Origin of the sequence: Streptomyces sp. NPDC058796 (genome assembly GCF_042745235.1) — a bacterium.
In the GTDB taxonomy this organism is placed as follows: Bacteria; Actinomycetota; Actinomycetes; order Streptomycetales; family Streptomycetaceae; genus Streptomyces.
Genome location: NZ_JBHYOP010000001.1, coordinates 1,011,343 through 1,028,784, shown reverse-complemented (window position 1 = coordinate 1,028,784; position 17,442 = coordinate 1,011,343). Strand labels below are relative to the sequence as shown.

Annotated in this window: 18 protein-coding genes, 1 tRNA gene and 1 riboswitch; of the genes, 13 read left to right on the top strand and 6 right to left on the bottom strand. The window is 71.8% G+C overall.

Annotated elements, in window-relative coordinates; genetic code table 11:
• The first annotated feature begins 15 nt into the window (after positions 1 to 15).
• Positions 16 to 618 (top strand): RdgB/HAM1 family non-canonical purine NTP pyrophosphatase, encoded by a 603-nt coding sequence (gene rdgB, locus ACFW47_RS04615; RefSeq protein ID WP_386286084.1) that lies wholly within the window; start codon positions 16 to 18, stop codon positions 616 to 618.
• Between the two features lie 16 nt (positions 619 to 634).
• On the opposite strand, the gene ACFW47_RS04610 is transcribed toward rdgB, so the two are convergent.
• Both ACFW47_RS04610 and bcp read right to left on the bottom strand, forming a co-directional pair.
• A tRNA-Leu gene (locus ACFW47_RS04610) sits at positions 635 to 721 on the bottom strand.
• Positions 722 to 763: 42 nt separating this feature from the next.
• Entirely contained in the window at positions 764 to 1,231 is a 468-nt protein-coding gene (gene bcp / locus ACFW47_RS04605; protein ID WP_386304759.1) for a thioredoxin-dependent thiol peroxidase, read from the bottom strand.
• Positions 1,232 to 1,323: 92 nt separating this feature from the next.
• On the opposite strand from bcp, the gene ACFW47_RS04600 reads away from it, so the two are divergent.
• From ACFW47_RS04600 to ACFW47_RS04590, 3 genes are all read left to right on the top strand, one after another.
• Positions 1,324 to 1,656 (top strand): DUF3618 domain-containing protein, encoded by a 333-nt coding sequence (locus tag ACFW47_RS04600; RefSeq protein WP_386286082.1) that lies wholly within the window; start codon positions 1,324 to 1,326, stop codon positions 1,654 to 1,656.
• 75 nt (positions 1,657 to 1,731) lie between these two features.
• Positions 1,732 to 2,034, top strand: a complete 303-nt coding sequence (locus tag ACFW47_RS04595) for a co-chaperone GroES (protein ID WP_167307483.1) — start codon at positions 1,732 to 1,734, stop codon at positions 2,032 to 2,034.
• A 51-nt stretch (positions 2,035 to 2,085) separates the two neighbouring features.
• Positions 2,086 to 2,153, top strand: a riboswitch (guanidine-III (ykkC-III) riboswitch).
• 31 nt (positions 2,154 to 2,184) lie between these two features.
• On the top strand, positions 2,185 to 2,505 hold the full coding sequence (locus tag ACFW47_RS04590; protein ID WP_217249282.1) for a multidrug efflux SMR transporter: 321 nt from the start codon (positions 2,185 to 2,187) through the stop codon (positions 2,503 to 2,505).
• Here ACFW47_RS04590 and ACFW47_RS04585 read toward each other — a convergent pair.
• On the bottom strand, positions 2,499 to 4,931 hold the full coding sequence (locus tag ACFW47_RS04585; protein ID WP_386286123.1) for a transglycosylase domain-containing protein: 2,433 nt from the start codon (positions 4,929 to 4,931) through the stop codon (positions 2,499 to 2,501). The genes ACFW47_RS04590 and ACFW47_RS04585 overlap by 7 nt on opposite strands.
• A 303-nt stretch (positions 4,932 to 5,234) precedes the next feature.
• On the opposite strand from ACFW47_RS04585, the gene ACFW47_RS04580 reads away from it, so the two are divergent.
• The 4 genes from ACFW47_RS04580 to ACFW47_RS04565 are packed head-to-tail and all read left to right on the top strand — an operon-like array spanning position 5,235 to position 8,783.
• Complete coding sequence (locus ACFW47_RS04580; protein ID WP_383285438.1) at positions 5,235 to 6,041, top strand: ABC transporter permease; 807 nt, start codon at positions 5,235 to 5,237, stop codon at positions 6,039 to 6,041.
• A complete protein-coding gene (locus ACFW47_RS04575; RefSeq protein WP_386304757.1) occupies positions 6,034 to 6,894 on the top strand; it encodes an ABC transporter permease in 861 nt (286 codons plus the stop codon). Before ACFW47_RS04580 ends, ACFW47_RS04575 begins: the two co-directional genes overlap by 8 nt.
• Positions 6,895 to 6,899: 5 nt before the next feature.
• Positions 6,900 to 7,913, top strand: a complete 1,014-nt coding sequence (locus ACFW47_RS04570; RefSeq protein ID WP_386286079.1) for an ATP-binding cassette domain-containing protein — start codon at positions 6,900 to 6,902, stop codon at positions 7,911 to 7,913.
• A gap of 33 nt (positions 7,914 to 7,946) precedes the next feature.
• Complete coding sequence (locus ACFW47_RS04565) at positions 7,947 to 8,783, top strand: DUF1707 domain-containing protein (protein WP_386286078.1); 837 nt, start codon at positions 7,947 to 7,949, stop codon at positions 8,781 to 8,783.
• Between the two features lie 492 nt (positions 8,784 to 9,275).
• Here ACFW47_RS04565 and ACFW47_RS04560 read toward each other — a convergent pair whose 3' ends face one another.
• Complete coding sequence (locus ACFW47_RS04560) at positions 9,276 to 10,640, bottom strand: GDSL-type esterase/lipase family protein (protein ID WP_386304755.1); 1,365 nt, start codon at positions 10,638 to 10,640, stop codon at positions 9,276 to 9,278.
• A gap of 196 nt (positions 10,641 to 10,836) precedes the next feature.
• Here ACFW47_RS04560 and ACFW47_RS04555 point away from each other — a divergent pair, with 196 nt between their 5' ends.
• The 3 genes from ACFW47_RS04555 to ACFW47_RS04545 all read left to right on the top strand — a co-directional run bounded on the left by ACFW47_RS04555 (position 10,837) and on the right by ACFW47_RS04545 (position 14,175).
• Complete coding sequence (locus ACFW47_RS04555; RefSeq protein ID WP_386286076.1) at positions 10,837 to 12,201, top strand: DUF445 domain-containing protein; 1,365 nt, start codon at positions 10,837 to 10,839, stop codon at positions 12,199 to 12,201.
• Between the two features lie 97 nt (positions 12,202 to 12,298).
• Positions 12,299 to 13,783: an MFS transporter gene (locus ACFW47_RS04550; protein ID WP_386286075.1), complete on the top strand. Its 1,485-nt coding sequence runs from the start codon at positions 12,299 to 12,301 to the stop codon at positions 13,781 to 13,783.
• A 29-nt stretch (positions 13,784 to 13,812) separates the two neighbouring features.
• A complete protein-coding gene (locus ACFW47_RS04545) occupies positions 13,813 to 14,175 on the top strand; it encodes a VOC family protein (RefSeq protein ID WP_386304754.1) in 363 nt (120 codons plus the stop codon).
• Positions 14,176 to 14,194: 19 nt separating this feature from the next.
• Here the strand turns inward: ACFW47_RS04545 and ACFW47_RS04540 are convergent, their stop codons facing one another.
• Entirely contained in the window at positions 14,195 to 14,497 is a 303-nt protein-coding gene (locus tag ACFW47_RS04540; RefSeq protein WP_386286073.1) for a hypothetical protein, read from the bottom strand.
• Positions 14,498 to 14,698: 201 nt separating this feature from the next.
• Between ACFW47_RS04540 and ACFW47_RS04535 the strand changes: the two genes are divergently transcribed.
• Together ACFW47_RS04535 and ACFW47_RS04530 are read left to right on the top strand one after the other, a co-directional pair.
• Positions 14,699 to 15,589, top strand: a complete 891-nt coding sequence (locus ACFW47_RS04535; RefSeq protein ID WP_386286072.1) for an alpha/beta fold hydrolase — start codon at positions 14,699 to 14,701, stop codon at positions 15,587 to 15,589.
• 102 nt (positions 15,590 to 15,691) lie between these two features.
• Positions 15,692 to 16,165: a carboxymuconolactone decarboxylase family protein gene (locus ACFW47_RS04530; RefSeq protein ID WP_386286071.1), complete on the top strand. Its 474-nt coding sequence runs from the start codon at positions 15,692 to 15,694 to the stop codon at positions 16,163 to 16,165.
• Between the two features lie 48 nt (positions 16,166 to 16,213).
• Here ACFW47_RS04530 and ACFW47_RS04525 read toward each other — a convergent pair whose 3' ends face one another.
• A complete protein-coding gene (locus ACFW47_RS04525; RefSeq protein WP_386286070.1) occupies positions 16,214 to 17,440 on the bottom strand; it encodes a cytochrome P450 in 1,227 nt (408 codons plus the stop codon).
• Positions 17,441 to 17,442: the final 2 nt, after the last annotated feature.

The following is a 17,442-nucleotide window of genomic DNA, read 5'->3' as shown; positions in this document are numbered from 1 at the left end:
GGAATACTGGACCCCATGACCCGCCTGATCCTCGCCACCCGCAACGCCGGAAAGATCACCGAACTCAGGGCCATCCTCGCCGACGCCGGTCTGCCCCACGACCTCGTCGGCGCGGACGCCTACCCGGAGATCCCCGACGTCAAGGAAACCGGCGTCACCTTCGCCGAGAACGCCCTCCTCAAGGCCCACGCCCTCGCGCAGGCCACCGGCCTGCCCGCCGTCGCCGACGACTCCGGCCTCTGCGTCGACGTCATGAACGGCGCGCCGGGCATCTTCTCCGCCCGCTGGGCCGGCCGCCACGGGGACGACAAGGCCAACCTCGACCTCCTCCTCGCCCAGATCGCCGACATCGCCGACGAACACCGAGCCGCCCACTTCGCCTGCGCGGCGGCCCTCGCCCTGCCCGACGGCACGGAGCGGGTCGTCGAGGGCCGGCTCCGGGGCACACTCCGCCACGCCCCGGCCGGCACGGGCGGCTTCGGCTACGACCCGATCCTCCAGCCGGAGGGCGAGACGCGGACGTGCGCGGAACTGACGGCGGAGGAGAAGAACGCGATCAGCCACCGGGGAAAGGCGTTCCGGGCGCTGGTGCCGGTGGTGCGGGAGCTGCTCGGCTGAGCGGCCGGAGAAGTACTGGTGCGGCCGGAGGGACTCGAACCCTCACGGGAGTTACCCCACTGGGACCTAAACCCAGCGTGACTGCCAATTCCACCACGGCCGCCCGGCGATGCTGCCCGGCCATGCTACTGGCCGGGCGGCGCCGTCAGATCCCCAAGTCCTTGATGATCTTGGCCACGTGGCCCGTCGCCCGGACGTTGTACAGCGCCCGTTCGACCTTGCCCTCCTCGTCCACCACGATCGTGGAGCGGATGACGCCCATGTAGGTCCTGCCGTAGTTCTTCTTCTCGCCGAAGGCGCCGTACGCGTCCAGGACCTTCTTGTCCGGGTCGGCGAGGAGGGTGACCTTCAGGGACTCGGTGTCGCGGAACCTGGCCAGCTTCTCCGGCTTGTCGGGGGAGATGCCGATGACGTCGTACCCGGCGCCGGCCAGCAGCTCCAGGTTGTCCGTGAAGTCGCACGCCTGCTTCGTGCAGCCGGGGGTAAGCGCGGCAGGGTAGAAGTAGACGATGACCTTGCGGCCCTTGTGGTCCGACAGGGACACCTCGTTGCCGTCGGCGTCCGGGAGGGTGAAGGCGGGGGCCGGGTCCCCGGGCTGGAGTCGCTCGCTCATCGATCCAGCGTAACGGGGGGTCCTGACAGTGCGGAGCGGTGAGTAGCTGACAGACTGTCCGGGACAGTGTCAGATGACTTCGGAGGCGTACGGTGGCGGACACGTCGGACATCAGAACCCCGGCGCAGATCGAGGCGGACATCAAGCGCCGCCGCGAGGTGCTGGCCGAGACGCTCGACGAGATCGGGATGCGGGTTCACCCCAAGACGATCGTGGACGATGCGAAGGCGAAGGTCGCTTCGAGCGTCGATCACACCCTGGGACGTGCGTACGTCCAGGTCAATCGTGTGGTCAGCGATGTGAAGTCGCAGTTCGTGGACGAGGAGGGCGCGCCTCGGATGGAGCGGGTCGTGCCCGTGGCGCTCGTCGTGGTCGGGGTCGTCGGGCTGCTCGCCCTGGGCGGTACCCGGCGGCGCAGGCGTTGAACGGGGACAGGTAGGTTTCTGGGCGTGAGCGCCAAGAGAAACGAGCACCCGCAGGACGACAAGCTGCCGATCCGGATGCTGCACGACCGTGTACTCGTGCGGCAGGACACCGGTGAGGGCGAGCGGCGTTCCGGGGGCGGCATCCTGATCCCCGCCACGGCCGCCGTCGGCAAGCGGCTGGCCTGGGCCGAGGTCGTCGCGGTGGGGCAGAACGTGCGGACCGTGGAGCCGGGCGACCGGGTGCTGTACGACCCGGAGGACCGGGCCGAGGTCGAGGTCCGCGGTGTGGGCTACGTGCTGATGCGCGAGCGCGATCTGCACGCCGTGGCCGCGGACCGGTTCGAGGGGTCGGAGGACTCCACCGGGCTGTATCTGTAGGACTCCCGCGGGAAGGGGCTGGTGACCGAGGTCACCGGCCCCTTTCTCCGGCTTTTGCTACCTTGGGAAGCACCCCGACGAGACGCGCCGTACCGGGTTGAAGGAAAAGACGACGCACCACCGTTCAGTTCGTTCACGGAGGTGCCTGTCATGGCGTGGGTTCTGCTGCTCGTCGCCGGTCTGCTCGAGGTCGGCTGGTCGATCGGGATGAAGTACACCGACGGTTTCACGCGGCTGTGGCCGAGCGTGTTCACCGGTGCCGGGATCGTGGCCAGCATGATGCTGCTGTCGTACGCGGCCCGTACGTTGCCCATCGGTACCGCCTACGGCGTGTGGGTGGGCATCGGTGCGGCCGGCGCGGCGGTGCTCGGCATGGTGGTGCTGGGTGAGCCGGTGACCGCCGCCCGGATCTTCTTCATCTGTCTGCTGCTGGTCGCCGTCGTGGGGCTGAAGGCGACCTCCGGTCACTGACCTCCGCGTCGCGGGTGGGTGGGGAGTCCGGCGATCGTCCCGGTGTCGGAGTCCCCACCGCCGCCGGCGCCGGTGGTGTCCCCGCCGTCGCCGCCCTCGGTGGTGCCGCCGCCCGAGGAGTCGTCCTCGCCGCCGCCGGCGCCGCCCGTGGGGCCGGGTTCGGTGCTGGGGCCGCCCGTGGCGGGACCGCCGGTCGAGGTGTCGCCGTCGCCGCCGGTGTCGCCGGGCGGGGTGCTGGTCGATCCGCCCGGCGTCTCGGTGCCGGTGTCCTCGTCGCCGCTCGACTCGTCGTCCGGGGCGCCGGTGCCGCTCTCCTCGCCGCCGCCCGGTTCGTCGGAGGAGTCGGCGGTGGGGGCCGCGGTGACGTCGGCGCCGGTCTGGAGCCGCAGGTCGAAGGAGGAGACCGGTTCGCCCTCCAGGGCCTCGCGGGTGTACTGGCCCCAGATCTCGGCGGGCGCCCCGCCGCCGTTGATGCGGGGCAGGCCCATCGCGCCGTACAGGGACTTGTGGGCGGCGGTCTCCGGGTCCTGGCCCATCACCGCGACGACGGTGGCGAGCTCGGGGGTGTAGCCGGCGAACCAGGCGGCCGTGTCCTCCTCGGCGGTGCCGGTCTTGCCGGCGGCGGGGCGGCCCGCGGCCTGCGCGGCGGTGGCGGTGCCGTTCTGGACGACGCTGCGCAGGACGGAGGTGGTGGTGTCGGCGGCCTCGCGGCTGACGGCCTGGTGTTCGCGCCGTCCGGGCAGGTCGACCTCGTGCTTGCCGTCCTTCATGACCTTCTCGACCAGCGTGTACGTGCCGTGCCTGCCGTGGTTGGCGAGGGTGGCGTAGGCCTCGGCCATGTCGAGGGGGCTGGCGGTGGCCACGCCGAGGGCGATGGAGGGGGAGGGGGTGAGCTCGGGGGTGTTCTTGGAGAGGCCGAGGTCGATCGCGGTCTGCATGACCTTGTCGGAGCCGACGTCGACGGCCATCTGGGCGTACACGGCGTTCACGGACTTGTCGGTGGCCTCGCGGACGGTGACGTCGCCGTAGTCGCGGTGGTCCTCGTTCTCGGGGGCGTAGCGGCCGCCGCTCCAGCCCTGGACGGGGCGTTCGCTGGTGCCGTCGTAGATCGTGTTCGGGTTGATGGTGCGGCCGTCCTGGGTCTCGGAGTGGTTCTCGACGGCGGAGGTGAACACGAACGGCTTGAAGGTGGAGCCGACCTGGAAGTCGCGGCGGGTGGCGTTGGGCGTGTACTGCTTGACGTAGTCGATGCCGTTGTACATCGCGACGACCTTGCCGGTCTTGGGGTCGACCGAGGCGCCGCCGGCGCGGACGTAGGTGTCGACCTTGCGTTCCTTCTTGTCCAGCCGGGACATGAGCTTGTCGTCGACGGCCTTCACGAAGGCGTCCTGCTTGTCCTTGTGGAGGGTGGTGGTGATGCGGTAGCCGCCGCGGTCGAGTTCCTCCTCGTCGACGATCTCGTTGCTGATCAGGTAGTCCTTGACGATGTTGACGATGTAGCCGCGCTGCCCGGACATGCCGGTGGAGATCGTGGACTCCTTGGGCACGGGGAACTTCTGGGCGGCGCGTTCGGCCGGGGTGAGCCAGTCCTCCTTGACCATGCCGTCGAGGACGTAGTTCCAGCGGGCCTCGGCGGCGGGCCGGTTCTCGGGGTGGGCGACGACGTCGTACTGGCTGGGTGCGTTGAGGAGGGAGGCGAGGTAGGCGCCCTGGGCGGCGGTGAGGTCCTTGGCGTCGACGCCGTAGTACGCCTGGGCGGCGGCCTGGATGCCGTAGGCGCCGCGGCCGAAGAAGCTGGTGTTGAGGTAGCCCTCGAGGATCTCGTCCTTGCTCTTCTCGCGGTCGAGCTTGATCGAGATGAAGAACTCCTTCACCTTGCGGGTGATGGTCTGTTCCTGGGCCAGGTAGTAGTTCTTGACGTACTGCTGGGTGATGGTGGAGCCGGACTGCTTGCCCTTGCCGGTGGCGGTGTTCCAGCCGGCGCGGACCATGGCCGCGGGGTCGATGGCGGACTCGGTGTAGAAGTCGCGGTCCTCGGCGGCCAGGACGGCGTGCTGGGCGTCCTTGGAGATGCGGGCGAGGCCGACGCTCTCCCGGTTGACCTCGCCGTCGCGGGCGATGACACTGCCGTCGGCGTACAGGTAGACGTTGGCCTGTTCGGTGGCGAGGGCGTTGGCGGCGGGGATCTTGACCAGGGAGTAGCCGAGGAAGAAGCCGCCGACCAGCAGCAGGACGCCGACGACGAAGGTGCCGACGACCATGCGCCAGGTCGGGATCAGCCGGCGCCATCCGGTCCGCTTGGGCCGCTTGGGCTTCTTCGTCCTGCCCGTGCCCTCCGGTCCGGCGGCTTGTGGGCCGCCGGCCGCCAGTGACTCTCGGGACGCCCAGCCCGGGGTCTGCGGCTGCGGCTGCGGCTCGTCGCTCATCTCGTGCACGGACTCCTGTTTCACGTCGTACGGTTTTCGCATCGTACGTTTTTCGCGTGGTAATGGTCTTCGCGTCGTACCGTCTGGTCTCGTACGGCCTTGTACGCCTCTGCGCCCTCTGGCGCCCTCTGGCGTCGCCTGAGGCCCTCTGAGGCTCTCTGCGTCGTCCGAGGTCCTCAGAAGAAGACTCTCGCACCGCCCGTTCCGTTCCCACTCGACGGCACACCCGTGAAATTCCGTGGCACGGGCTCGTGCCGTCGCACTAGGCTCCTGCGCTTTGGTGCCGGTCGGAGGGGGAGGGCTGTGGGCGTGGGCTCGGGGCGGCTGTACGCGGCCGTCGCGGCGGGCGGATTCCGACGTTACGCGACGTATCGGGCGGCCACCGCCGCCGGGGTGTTCACCAACACGGTCTTCGGGTTGATCCTCGTGTACACCTATCTGGCCCTGTGGGACGAGAAGCCGCAGCTCGGCGGATACGACCAGGCGCAGGCCGTGACGTTCGTGTGGCTCGGGCAGGCGTTGCTGGCGGCGCTGGCGATCGGCGGCGGCGGGTTCGAGGACGAGTTGATGGAGCGCATCCGAACGGGTGACATCGCGGTGGACCTGTACCGGCCGGCGGATCTGCAGCTGTGGTGGCTGGCGGCGGACGCGGGGCGGGCGGTGTTCCAGCTGCTGGGGCGGGGGGTGCTGCCGTTCGCGTTCGGTTCGCTGTTCTTCCCGGTGGCGCTGCCGCGGGAGGTGTCCACGTGGGCGGCCTTCCTGGTGGCGGTGGGGCTGGGGGCGCTGGTGAGCTTCGCGCTGCGCTATCTGGTGGCTCTGTCGGCGTTCTGGCTGATGGACGGCACGGGGGTGCTGCACATGGCGTGGATCGCGGGGCTGTTCTGCTCGGGGATGCTGCTGCCGCTGAACGTGTTCCCCGGTGCGCTGGGCGAAGTCGTACGGGCGCTGCCGTGGTCGTCGCTGCTGCAGGCGCCGGCGGACGTGCTGCTGGGGGAGGCGGCGCCGCTGGGGACGTTCGTGTTCCAGGCGGCGTGGGCGGTGGCGCTGCTGGCGGTGGGGCGGCTGGTGCAGTCGGCGGCGACGCGGCGGGTGGTGGTGCAGGGTGGCTGAGACGGTGGAGGCGAGGGGCGCGGCCGTCAGGGCGGAGCCGCGCGGGCGGGTCGTCGAGGGGCTGCGGGCGTACCGGCTGATCGCGGCGATGTGGATCCGGTCGACGATGGCGTACCGGACGTCGTTCGCGCTGACGACGTTCGGGAACTTCGCGATGACCGCGCTGGACTTCGTGGCGATCCTGCTGATGTTCTCCCGCGTGGACGTGCTGGGCGGCTGGTCGCTGGGCGAGGTGGCGTTGCTGTACGGGCTGTCGGGGGTCTCCTTCGGGCTGGCCGACCTGGCGATCGGGTCGATGGACCGGCTGGGGCGCCGGGTGCGGGACGGGACGCTGGACACGCTGCTGGTGCGTCCGGCGCCGGTGCTGGCGCAGGTGGCGGCTGACCGGTTCGCGCTGCGGCGCCTGGGACGGGTGACGCAGGGGCTGCTGGTGCTGGGGTACGCGCTGGTGGTCGTGGACATCGACTGGACGGCGGCGAAGCTGCTGCTGATGCCGGTGATGCTGCTGGGCGGGGCGGGGATCTTCGCGGCGGTGTTCGTGGCGGCGGGGGCGTTCCAGTTCGTGGCGCAGGACGCGTCGGAGGTGGCGAACGCCTTCACGTACGGCGGCACGACGATGCTGCAGTACCCGCCGACGGTGTTCGCGCTCGACCTGGTGCGGGGGGTGACGTTCGTGGTGCCGCTGGCCTTCGTCAACTGGCTGCCGGCGTGCTTCGTGCTGGACCGGCCGTACCCGCTGGACCTGCCCGGCTGGGTGGCGTTCACGCCACCGCTGGTGGCCGTGGCCTGCGGGGCGCTGGCGGGCCTGGCGTGGCGGGCGGGGCTTCGTTCTTACCGGAGTACAGGGAGCTGAGCGAGATGGGCGGGTCGGAAACGATGGCCGAGGCGGACACCACGGAGCCCGTGCCTGCGGCTTTCATCGAGCTGGACGGCGTCGAGAAGGTCTTCGACGTGCGCAAGAAGACGGGGTTCCTGAAGCGGGAGCGGCGGCAGGTGCGGGCGGTGGACGGGCTGTCGTTCACCGTGGCGCGCGGGGAGGTGGTCGGCTACATCGGGCCGAACGGCGCCGGGAAGTCGACGACGATCAAGATGCTGACCGGCATCCTCACCCCGAGCGGCGGCCGGCTGCGGGTGGCGGGCATCGACCCGTCCCGTGAACGGACCCGGCTGGCGCACCGCATCGGGGTGGTCTTCGGGCAGCGCACGACGCTGTGGTGGGACCTGCCGCTGATCGACTCCTACCGGCTGATGCACCGCATGTACCGCATCCCGGACGCCCGTTACCGGGAGAACCTGGACCGCTGCGTGGACCTCCTCCAGCTGGGCGAGCTGCTGGACGTGCCGGTGCGGCAGCTCTCGCTGGGGCAGCGGATGCGCGGCGACATCGCGGCGGCGCTGCTGCACGACCCCGACGTGCTGTACCTGGACGAGCCGACGATCGGCCTGGACGTGGTGTCGAAGTCCAAGGTGCGGGGCTTTCTGCGGGACCTGAACGCGGAGCGCGGCACGACGGTCCTGCTGACCACGCACGACCTCCAGGACATCGAGCAGCTCTGCTCGCGGGTGATGGTCATCGACCACGGGCGGCTGATGTACGACGGTCCGCTCGCCGGGCTGCACGAGGCGGGGGAGAGCGAGAGGACCCTGGTGGTGGACCTGGAACGGGAGTTGCCGCCGATCGAGGCGCCGGCGCCCGCGCGGGTCGTGAGGGTGGAGGGGCCGCGGCAGTGGCTGGCGTTCCCGGCGTCGGCGTCGGCGGCGGGGCTGGTGGCGGCGGTCGCGGCCCGGTACCCGCTGGTGGACCTGTCGGTGCGGGAGCCGGACATCGAATCGGTGATCGCGAAGATGTACGCGGAACGCTCGAGCGCGTAGTTTCCGGCGCGGCGACCTCGTAGGCTGCTGTACATGACCGACGACGCCCCGGAGCTGCGCGCATCCGACGCCGACCGTGAACGAGTCGCCGAGGTCCTGCGGGACGCCCTCGCCGAGGGGCGCCTGGACATGAGCGAGTTCGAGGAGCGGCTGGACGCCACGTACAGCGCGCGGACGTACGGGGAGCTGGCGCCGATCACCCGTGATCTGCCGGTCGGTACGGCGGTCGCGGCGCCCAAGGTGTCGATGACGAAGGAACCGGCGGCCGCCGGGGAGTGGGCGGGCCGGATCACCGGTGGCGAGGGTTCGTCGTCGTGGGCGGTGGCGGTGATGTCCGGGTTCCAGCGCAAGGGCCGCTGGACCGTGCCGCGCCGCTTCAACTCCTTCGCCTTCTGGGGCGGCGGGGAGATCGACCTGCGCGAGGCGCTCTTCGCGGACGGCGAGGTCGTGATCAACTGCGTGGCGGTCATGGGCGGGATCGACGTGATCGTGCCGCCGGGCGTCGAGGTGATCGTGCGGGGCGTCGGCGTCATGGGCGACTTCGACCACCGGGAGTCCGGTGTGCCGGGCGACCCGGGCGCCCCGCGGGTGATCGTGACGGGTTTCGCGTTCTGGGGCGGCGTCGGTGTCCGGCGCAAGCTGACCCGGGCGGAGAAGCTGCGGATCAGGGAGGAGCGCCGGCAGGAGAAGCTGGAGCGCCGCGCCGCCCGGCAGGAACTGCGCGCCTCGTCCCGCGACGACGTGGCCGAGAGCCACCGCCGGATGCTGGACGGACACCGGGACATGCTCCGCGAGCACCGCGACGAACGCCGCGAGCAGCGCGAGCTGCGCCGCGAGGAACGGGACCGGCGCAGGCGGGGCGAGGACTGAGCGGGGCGCTGCCGGCGGGAGGGCCGAGGCGGGGTCCGGTGCGGGTTTGGGCACGCGGCGTCGGCGGGCAGCATCGTGCGTCGCCGGGTGCGGGGTCGGCAGTGGTGGGTTGCCGCGAGGGCTGAGCGGGGCGTTGCCCGCCGGGCCGGAGCGGGGCCGGTGTGGGTTTCGGGCGGCGGCGTCGGCGGCAGGGCTGCGCGCGGCGGCTGGGTGCCGGGTCGGCGGCCGGTGGGTGGCCGGGACAGTGCGGGGTGCGGCCGGTGGGGTGGCCGGCAGGACTGCCCGCCCGGGGTGCCGAATGTGACATGCGGCCGGCGGGGTGGGCCCGGTCCTCCCGGCCGGGTCCGTCGCCGGGTGCCAAGGCCGGCGAACCGGGCGGCGGGCAAGGCGTCACGTGCGACGCCGGCGTGTTGGGCGTGGGGTACGGCAATTCGCCGGGCGCCCCGCACGCAGCCCGGTCGCGGACGCGCCCCGCGTCCGTGACGGCGCCGGTCACAGCTGGACCGGTGCCGCGCCCTTCAGGTCGTCCAGGTCGAGGACCCGGCCCATGCGCTGGTACCCCTTGTCGCTGGGGTGCAGGTGGTCGCCGCTGTCGTAGTCGGAGCGCAGCCGGCGCGGGTCGTAGGGGTCGCGCAGCGCCTTGTCGAAGTCGACGACCGCGTCGAACACGCGGCCGGAGCGGATCTCCTCGTTGATCTGCTGCCGCATGTTCTCGCGGGCCTTCGTGTAGCCGCCGTGCCCACCGAACGGCATGATCGTCGCGCCGATGACCTTCAGTCCCCGGCCGTGCGCCTGGTCGACCATGGTGCGCAGGCCGTCGAGGATGCCCTCGCGGTCGGCGAGTTCGGGGCTGTGCAGGATGTCGTTGACGCCGAGGACGATGACCACGGCCTTGACGTTGGTGCGGCCCAGTACGTCCCGCTCGAACCGGCTGAGGGCGCTGGGGTTGTCGGCGGGCCGGCCCGCCCGGCTGGTCAGGATGCGGTTGCCGCTGATGCCCTGGTTGACGACGCTGTAGCGGGGCGCGTCCCGCCCGTTGCCGGCCGCCTCGTGGAGCCGCTCGGCGAGGGTGTCGGTCCAGCGGTTGTTGGCGTTCGTGTCCGAGCCGAAGCCGTCGGTGATCGAGTCGCCGAGGGCGACGACCGTGCCGTCGGCCTCGTGGCTGAGCACGTCCAGGGCGGTCAGGTACCGCCAGACCCGCGTCTCGGCCGTGTACGCGACGGCGGTGACGTCCGCGGTGTGCTCCCCGTCGGCGAGGTAGCTGATCTGCTGGGCGCGCGGGTGGTGGGTGACCGGGCCGGACGGCACGGGGGAGTACGTGGTGACCAGGACGTCCGCGCCGTAGGGGACGGCGAGGCGGGCGATGTCGCTCATCACCCGCCCGCCGGCCGGGATGACGACCCGGGGGCTGCCGCCGAAGGAGAGCCGGCGCATGGTGTCGGCGAGCGCGGCGGCGCTGTCGGGGCCGGCCGACAGGGCGATGGTCGCGTGCGTGATGGTCAGCGGGGACTGCCCGTAGAGGTTGGACAGGGTGATCCGCGCGCTCGTTCCGCTGACGCCGGCGTGCACGACGTTGCGTACCGAGCGGCCCGCCATGCCGGTGGTCTCGGTGCGCGGTTCGGCCGCCGCCGGGGAGGCGGACCAGGCGCCGACCCAGGTGCCGGCGGAGGCGGGAGCGGCGTCGCCGCGCGGGGCGGGGCCGCCGGCGAGGGGCGTGCGGTCCCCGGCGCCGCCGTCGGCCGACACCGAGGCGTATATGGCCGCGGAGATCGCCACTATCAGCGTGACGATCGCGGCGAGCAGGGCACGGTACTTGGCGGGAGGCGCCCCCGCACCTCCGTCACGACCCCGGGTCATGCTGTGCTGTTCTCCTCGGGCGAGGGGAGCCCGAGGCTCCGGTCCGATATACCCATGATGCGGCATGGGTCGGGGAAATGCCGTACGACCCCCGGGCGTTCCCCTCCCGGACAGACGCCGGGAACTTGTGTTCCGTTCCAGGAGTCGGTCAGGAAGGGACAATGTGTGCGGGGCGGATCGGCGAACGGTGGAGTGGATGGAACGCACGAAAGCGGAACTTCCGGACGGACCCGGCGATACCGGGAGCGTCAGGGGGAGCGGGAACGGTACCGCTCCCGGCGCGGCCCGGGACCGCGCGATGACGTCCTTCAGCGCGGCCGACGAGGAGAAGCGGCGCGGCGTGCGCCGCATGAAGCTCACCGCCACCGGCCTGCTGCTGTTCGTCGCCGTGGTCTACGTCCTCGCCGAATGGGCCTCCCACCGGGGCGCGGGCGCCTGGGCGGGCTACGTCTCCGCCGCCGCCGAGGCCGGCATGGTCGGCGCGCTCGCCGACTGGTTCGCCGTCACGGCGCTCTTCCGCCACCCGCTCGGCATCCCCATCCCGCACACCGCGATCATCCCCAAGAAGAAGGACCAGCTGGGCGTCTCGCTGGGCGAGTTCGTCGGCGAGAACTTCCTCTCCGAGGACGTCGTACGGCAGCGGCTGCGCGCCGTCGGCATCGGCAGCCGGCTCGGCGCCTGGCTCGCCGTGCCCGAGCACGCCGACCGGGTGACGGCCGAGCTGGCCGCCGCCCTGCGCGGCGCGCTGACCGTGCTGCGTGACTCCGACGTGCAGGCGGTGGTCGGCGAGGCGATCACCCGCCGGGCCGACGCCCAGGAGATCGCCCCCGGCATCGGCAAGATGCTGGACCGCGTCGTCGCCGACGGCGGCCACAAGCGCGCCGTCGACCTGATCGTCTCCCGCGCCCACGACTGGCTGATCCTGCACGGTGACTCCGTGATGGACGCCGTGCAGGGCGGGGCACCCGGATGGACGCCCCGGTTCGTGGACAAGCGGGTCGGCGAGCGCGTCTACAAGGAGCTGCTGCGCTTCGTCACCGAGATGCGCGACATGCCGGCCCACCCGGCGCGCGGCGCCCTCGACCGCTTCCTCACCGACTTCGCCTCCGACCTCCAGTCCGACACCGAGACCCGCGCGCGCGTGGAGCGGCTGAAGACCGAGGTGCTGGGGCGCGGCGAGGTCCAGGACCTGATCGCGTCCGCCTGGACGGCCGTACGGGCCATGATCGTCTCGGCGGCGGAGGACGAGCGCAGCGAGCTGCGCATGCGGGTGAGGGCCTCGCTGCTGTCGCTGGGCGCCCGGATGGCCTCCGACACCAGGGTCCAGGGCAAGGTCGACGCGTGGGTGGAGGGCGCCGCGGTGTACGTGGTCACCACCTACCGCAAGGAGATCACCTCCCTGATCACCGACACGGTGGCGAGCTGGGACGCCGAGCACACCACGAAGAAGATCGAGGCGAACATCGGCCGCGACCTCCAGTTCATCCGCATCAACGGCACGGTGGTCGGCTCCCTGGCCGGGCTGCTGATCTACACGGTCTCCCGCATCCTGGGGGCGTAGGGCCGCCGCGTGCGGCCCTGCGGCCTCCCGGCGCGGCGGGCGTGTTCTCCCCGGGTGCAGGGCACACGGGAGGCGTTCGCTCGACGGAGAGGGAGCCATGACAGCAGATTCGTCGTCGGCCTCGGGGGCCGCCTCCACCGGCACCGTCACCACGGCCGTCCCCGCCCGCCTGGACCGCCTGCCCTGGTCGCGATGGCACTGGATGATCGTGATCGGCCTGGGCACCGTCTGGATCCTGGACGGCCTGGAAGTCACGATCGTCGGCAACGTCGCCGGACGCATCGCCGAGGAAGGCAGCGGCCTGGACATCAGCGCCGCCCAGATCACCGGTCTCGCCGCCGCCCTCTATGTGGCGGGTGCCTGCTCCGGGGCCCTGTTCTTCGGCTGGCTGACCGACCGTTACGGCCGCAAGAAGCTGTTCATCGCGACGCTGGCCGTCTACCTGGCGGCGACCGCGCTGACGGCGCTCTCCTTCGAGTCCTGGTGGTTCTTCCTCTTCCGCTTCCTCACCGGCTTCGGCATCGGCGGCGAGTACGCGGCCATCAACTCCGCGATCGACGAGCTGATCCCGTCCCAGTACCGCGGCCGGGTCGACCTGATCATCAACGGCAGCTACTGGCTCGGCGCGATCGGCGGCTCGCTGCTGTCCATCGTGATGCTGGACACCGACATCTTCCCCAAGGACCTCGGCTGGCGGCTCAGCTTCGCCATGGGCGTGGTCCTCGGCCTGGTCATCCTCCTGGTGCGGCGGCACGTGCCGGAGAGCCCACGCTGGCAGTTCATCCACGGCCACGGGGAGAAGGCCGACGCACTCGTCGACTCCGTCGAACGCGAGATCGAGGAGGAGAAGGGCGAGAAGCTGCCGCCCCCGGCCGGTGAGATCACCATCCACCAGCGCAAGAGCGTCGGCTTCGGCCTGATCGCCAAAACCGTCTTCCGCCGCTACCCGCGCCGCGCCGTCCTCGGCCTGTCCCTCTTCATCGGCCAGGCCTTCCTCTACAACGCGATCACCTTCGGTTTCGGCACCATCCTCATCACCTTCTTCGACGTGCCGACCGGCTCCACCGGCTACTACTTCGCCGTCATCGCCGCCGGCAACTTCATGGGCCCGCTCCTGCTCGGCCGCCTCTTCGACACCGTCGGCCGCCGGATCATGATCTCGGGCACCTACCTGCTGTCGGGCATCCTGCTCTTCGGCACCGCATGGCTCTTCGACCAGGGCTCGCTCACGGCCTCGACGATGACGGCCTGCTGGTGCGTGGTGCTGTTCTTCGCCTCCGCGGGCGCCTCCAGCGCCTACCTGACGGTGTCCGAGGTCTTCCCCATGGAGACCCGCGCCATGGCCATCGCCTTCTTCTACGCCCTCGGCACCGCCGCCGGCGGCATCAGCGGCCCGCTGCTCTTCGCCGACCTCACCGAGTCCGGCGTGGTCGGCGACACGGTGCTGGCCTTCCAGATCGGCGCCGGGCTGATGTGCGCGGCGGGTCTGGTCGCGGCGTTCCTGGCGGTGAAGGCGGAGCGCCGTTCCCTGGAGGACATCGCGGAACCGCTGTCGGTGGCACGGGCGGGTTCCGCGGACTAGCCGGCCGACTCGGCGGGGAGGAGCCGCACATGACCATTCGCAGGATCGTGCCCGACATCCAGGTCGAGGACGAGGAACAGCTGCACACGAGCCGTGACTTCTACGGCCTGCTGGGCTTCGAGGAGGTCATGGACATGGGCTGGGTGACGACGCTGGCCTCCCCGTCCAACCCCACCGCGCAGATCAGCCTGTTCACCGAGGAACGCACCGCGCCCCTCGTCCCCGACCTCAGCGTGGAGGTCGAGGACGTGGACGCGGTGTACGCGCGGGTGACCGCGTCGGGCGCGGAGATCGTACGGGAGCTGAAGGACGAGGAGTGGGGCGTCCGCCGCTTCTTCGTCCGGGACCCGACCGGCCGGGTGGTCAACGTACTGACCCACCACCGGAACTGAGCCCGCCCGGGACGGGCGCTCAGGCCTTCCTGTCGGCGACCGCCCAGGAGGCCAGCGCCACGGCACCGGCCACACCGAGGACGGACGGCCAGGCGCCCACCTTCCTGGCCAGCGGGTGGGACCCGGCGAAACCGGCGACGTACGCCGCCGTCAGCGCACCCGCGGCCCTCCCGCCGGCCCGCGCCCGCCACTGCCGCGCGGCGGCGGCGCCCGCGACGGCCAGCACGGCCCCGCCCAGCTCCCGCTTCTTCGTCCACCGGGCCACGCCGTACCCGCCGACCAGACCGCCCGCGGCGACCACCGCGCTGGGAACCTGCACCATCTCCGCACCGCCTCCTGCCACAAAGAACCGCTCCGGCCGAGGCTAATCCCCGCCGGACGGCCGGCACGCCGCGGGTCGTACCCACGGCGCACCCCTCCACCGGCCGAACCGCGTGCGCTGCCCCCGACACTCCGGGGTACACGCACAGTCAGGGAATTCGACGCACGGTGATCGGCGAGCGGTGAAGGAGCCGGAAGCGCGATGAGCAGGCAGAGCCCGGGCACGGACCACCAGTCCCCGCCCCGCCCCCGGTCGGTCGCGGTGGACGGCGCCCGCGTGGCCTGCTGGGAGTCGGGACCGCCCGACGCCGAACCGGTCGTCCTCCTGCACGGCTACCCCGCCGACCACCGCTGCTGGCGCCACCAGGTCCCGCCCCTGTCGCGCCGCCACCGGGTCATCACCCCCGACCTCCTCGGCTGGGGACGGTCCGAGCGTCCCCTGCGCCTGTCCTTCGACTACGACACCGAGGTCGCCCGCCTCGGCCGGCTGCTGGACGCCCTGGAACTGGACTCGGTGAACCTGGCGGGCCACGACTACGGCGGCTTCCTCTCCCTGGGCTTCGCCCAGCGCCACCCCGGGCGCGTACGCCGGCTGGCCCTCCTCAACAGCCGCGCCCACGCCACGTTCAACCGCCGCTGGTACGCCGTCTTCACCCTGACCGGCGCAGTCGCCCGGACGCCCGTCCTCCGCCCGGCGGCGCTGCGCCTGCCCTGCGCCGCCATCCACCGCCGTACTCTCGCCCCGCTGGTCCGCGCGGGTCACCTCACCCCGGACCTCCTGCGCGGCTACCTCGACTGGATGGACACGCCGGAGGGCCGCCGCTGGCTGCTCCACTACTTCGCCGACTACCGCACCCCCTCCCGCCCCGGCCTGCGCCGGGACCTGGCCGCCGTCGCATGCCCGACGGCGGTCGTCTGGGGCCGCGCGGACCAGTACCTCAGCCCGGCGATCGCGACGGAACTGGCCGGCACGATCCCCGGCGCCGAGCTGACGATGCTGCCCGGCACCGGCCACTGGGTGATGGAGGAGCGCCCGGCCGAGGTGACGACGGCCCTGCTCCGGCTGCTGTCCCGGCCGACCCGGAACGCGTGAGACGCAGGTCACATCCGTTTGCTCCCGGGCCTGTCACATCCCGCCGCCGCGCTCCGTCGTAGCTGTGTACGCCCACCGATGACCGACACGGAGGAAGTCACCATGGAAGCGCGTCTCAACATGTTCGCCAACCCGATCGCGGGCAAGCTCGTGCGCCACATCAACTCGGCGGGCAAGGTCCTGGCGGACTCGACGCTGCCGCACGCGACGCAGGAGCTGGTGAAGATCCGCGCCAGCCAGATCAACGGCTGCGGCTTCTGCCTCGACATGCACACCAAGGACGCCGCGAAGGCGGGCGAGACCTCGCTGCGCCTCAACCTGATCGCGGCGTGGCGGGAGGCCAAGGTCTTCACCGACGCCGAGCGCGCCGCCCTGGAGCTGACCGAGCAGGGCACCCGCATCGCCGACGCCGCCGGCGGCGTCACCGACGAGGCGTGGGCGGAGGCGGCGAAGCACTACGACGAGGACCAGCTCGCGGCCCTGGTCGGACTGATCGCCGTGATCAACACGTACAACCGGCTGAACGTCATGCTCCAGAACCCGGCGGGCGACTACGAGCCGGGGATGTTCGGCTGAACCCCCCCGGCCCTCCTGCTCTTTGGCCCGGTCCTGCCCGCTCGCCGCTCAGCCGGCGTGCAGCAGGACCGGGAGCCGCTGGTGACCGTTGCTGATCAGGGACGGCACGGGCGGCAGTTCCTCCGCCGGATCGGCGAGGCGGATGTCCGGGAAGCGGCCGAAGAGGCTCTCCAGCGCGAGGGTCACCTCCATGCGGGCCAGCGGCGCGCCCAGGCAGAAGTGGACGCCGTGGCCGAAGGCCAGGTGCTCCTTGACCGTGCGGGTGGCGTCGAAGGTGTCGGCGTCCTGGTGCCAGTCCGGGTGGCGGTTGGCGGCGGCGTACGAGGCGAGGATGGCCTCCCCGCGGGCGATGGTCCGCCCGTCCGGCAGGGGGATGTCCGTGACGGCGTACCGCAGCGGCAGGTGCTTGACGGCCGGTTCGTGCCGCAGCGTCTCCTCCACCACGTCCCCCCAGGTGACCTCGCCCTTGCGGACCAGCTCCAGCTGGTCGGGGCGGGTCAGCAGGGTGTACGCGGCCTGGTCGATGACGTTGACGGTGGTCTCGTAACCGGCGCTGATCATCAGCAGCAGGGTGTCGCGCAGCTCCTCGGGGGAGAGGCGGTCGCCGTCCCCCTCGTCGTCCCGCGCGGCGATGAGCAGGGACGTCATGTCGTCGCCCGGGGTGGCGCGCTTGGCGGCGATGAGCTGGTCCAGGACCTCGTACAGGCGCATGGTGTTGGTCTGCGCCTCGGCCTGGTCCAGCGTGGTGTCGAAGACACCGTCCACGAGGGCGCGGAAGCCCTCCCGCCGCTCCTCGGGCACGCCCATCAGGTGGCCGATCACCGCGATGGGCAGCGGGTAGGCCAGCTCCTGCCGCAGGTCGACCGGTTCGCCGGCGGGCAGTTTTGCGAGCCGGTCGACGAGCCCGGTCACCATCGACTCGACGGCCGGACGCATCGCCTCGACGCGACGGGCGCTGAACGCGGGCGCCACCAGCCGGCGCAGCTTGCGGTGGTCGGGCCCGTACGCGGTGAACATGTTCTCCACCGCCACCCACAGGGCCAGCGGCCAGGTGCCGACCACCTCGCCGAAGGCCGGCCAGTGCGCGCGGGCGTCCTTGGAGACGTCGGGGCTGGTGAGGAGCTGTTTGAGGAGGGCGGGATCGCTGACCGACCAGGCCTGGACCCCGAGGACGTCCACCAGTGTCGCCGGGCCGCGGTCGCGCAGGGCGCGGTGCTCGGCGTGGTGACCGGCGCCGGTCGGGTCGAGGACGAGGGCGGGCTGCTGGATCGCCATGG

Excerpts from the sequence above, each read along its gene's own strand:
- rdgB (WP_386286084.1), top strand. The coding sequence starts at position 16 with ATGACCCGCCTGATCCTCGCCACCCGCAACGCCGGAAAGATCACCGAA.
- bcp (WP_386304759.1), bottom strand. The coding sequence starts at position 1,231 with ATGAGCGAGCGACTCCAGCCCGGGGACCCGGCCCCCGCCTTCACCCTC.
- ACFW47_RS04595 (WP_167307483.1), top strand. The coding sequence starts at position 1,732 with ATGCTGCACGACCGTGTACTCGTGCGGCAGGACACCGGTGAGGGCGAG.
- ACFW47_RS04590 (WP_217249282.1), top strand. The coding sequence starts at position 2,185 with ATGGCGTGGGTTCTGCTGCTCGTCGCCGGTCTGCTCGAGGTCGGCTGG.
- ACFW47_RS04585 (WP_386286123.1), bottom strand. The coding sequence starts at position 4,931 with ATGAGCGACGAGCCGCAGCCGCAGCCGCAGACCCCGGGCTGGGCGTCC.
- ACFW47_RS04570 (WP_386286079.1), top strand. The coding sequence starts at position 6,900 with ATGGGCGGGTCGGAAACGATGGCCGAGGCGGACACCACGGAGCCCGTG.
- ACFW47_RS04565 (WP_386286078.1), top strand. The coding sequence starts at position 7,947 with ATGACCGACGACGCCCCGGAGCTGCGCGCATCCGACGCCGACCGTGAA.
- ACFW47_RS04560 (WP_386304755.1), bottom strand. The coding sequence starts at position 10,640 with ATGACCCGGGGTCGTGACGGAGGTGCGGGGGCGCCTCCCGCCAAGTAC.
- ACFW47_RS04555 (WP_386286076.1), top strand. The coding sequence starts at position 10,837 with ATGGAACGCACGAAAGCGGAACTTCCGGACGGACCCGGCGATACCGGG.
- ACFW47_RS04550 (WP_386286075.1), top strand. The coding sequence starts at position 12,299 with ATGACAGCAGATTCGTCGTCGGCCTCGGGGGCCGCCTCCACCGGCACC.
- ACFW47_RS04545 (WP_386304754.1), top strand. The coding sequence starts at position 13,813 with ATGACCATTCGCAGGATCGTGCCCGACATCCAGGTCGAGGACGAGGAA.
- ACFW47_RS04540 (WP_386286073.1), bottom strand. The coding sequence starts at position 14,497 with ATGGTGCAGGTTCCCAGCGCGGTGGTCGCCGCGGGCGGTCTGGTCGGC.
- ACFW47_RS04535 (WP_386286072.1), top strand. The coding sequence starts at position 14,699 with ATGAGCAGGCAGAGCCCGGGCACGGACCACCAGTCCCCGCCCCGCCCC.
- ACFW47_RS04530 (WP_386286071.1), top strand. The coding sequence starts at position 15,692 with ATGGAAGCGCGTCTCAACATGTTCGCCAACCCGATCGCGGGCAAGCTC.
- ACFW47_RS04525 (WP_386286070.1), bottom strand. The coding sequence starts at position 17,440 with ATGGCGATCCAGCAGCCCGCCCTCGTCCTCGACCCGACCGGCGCCGGT.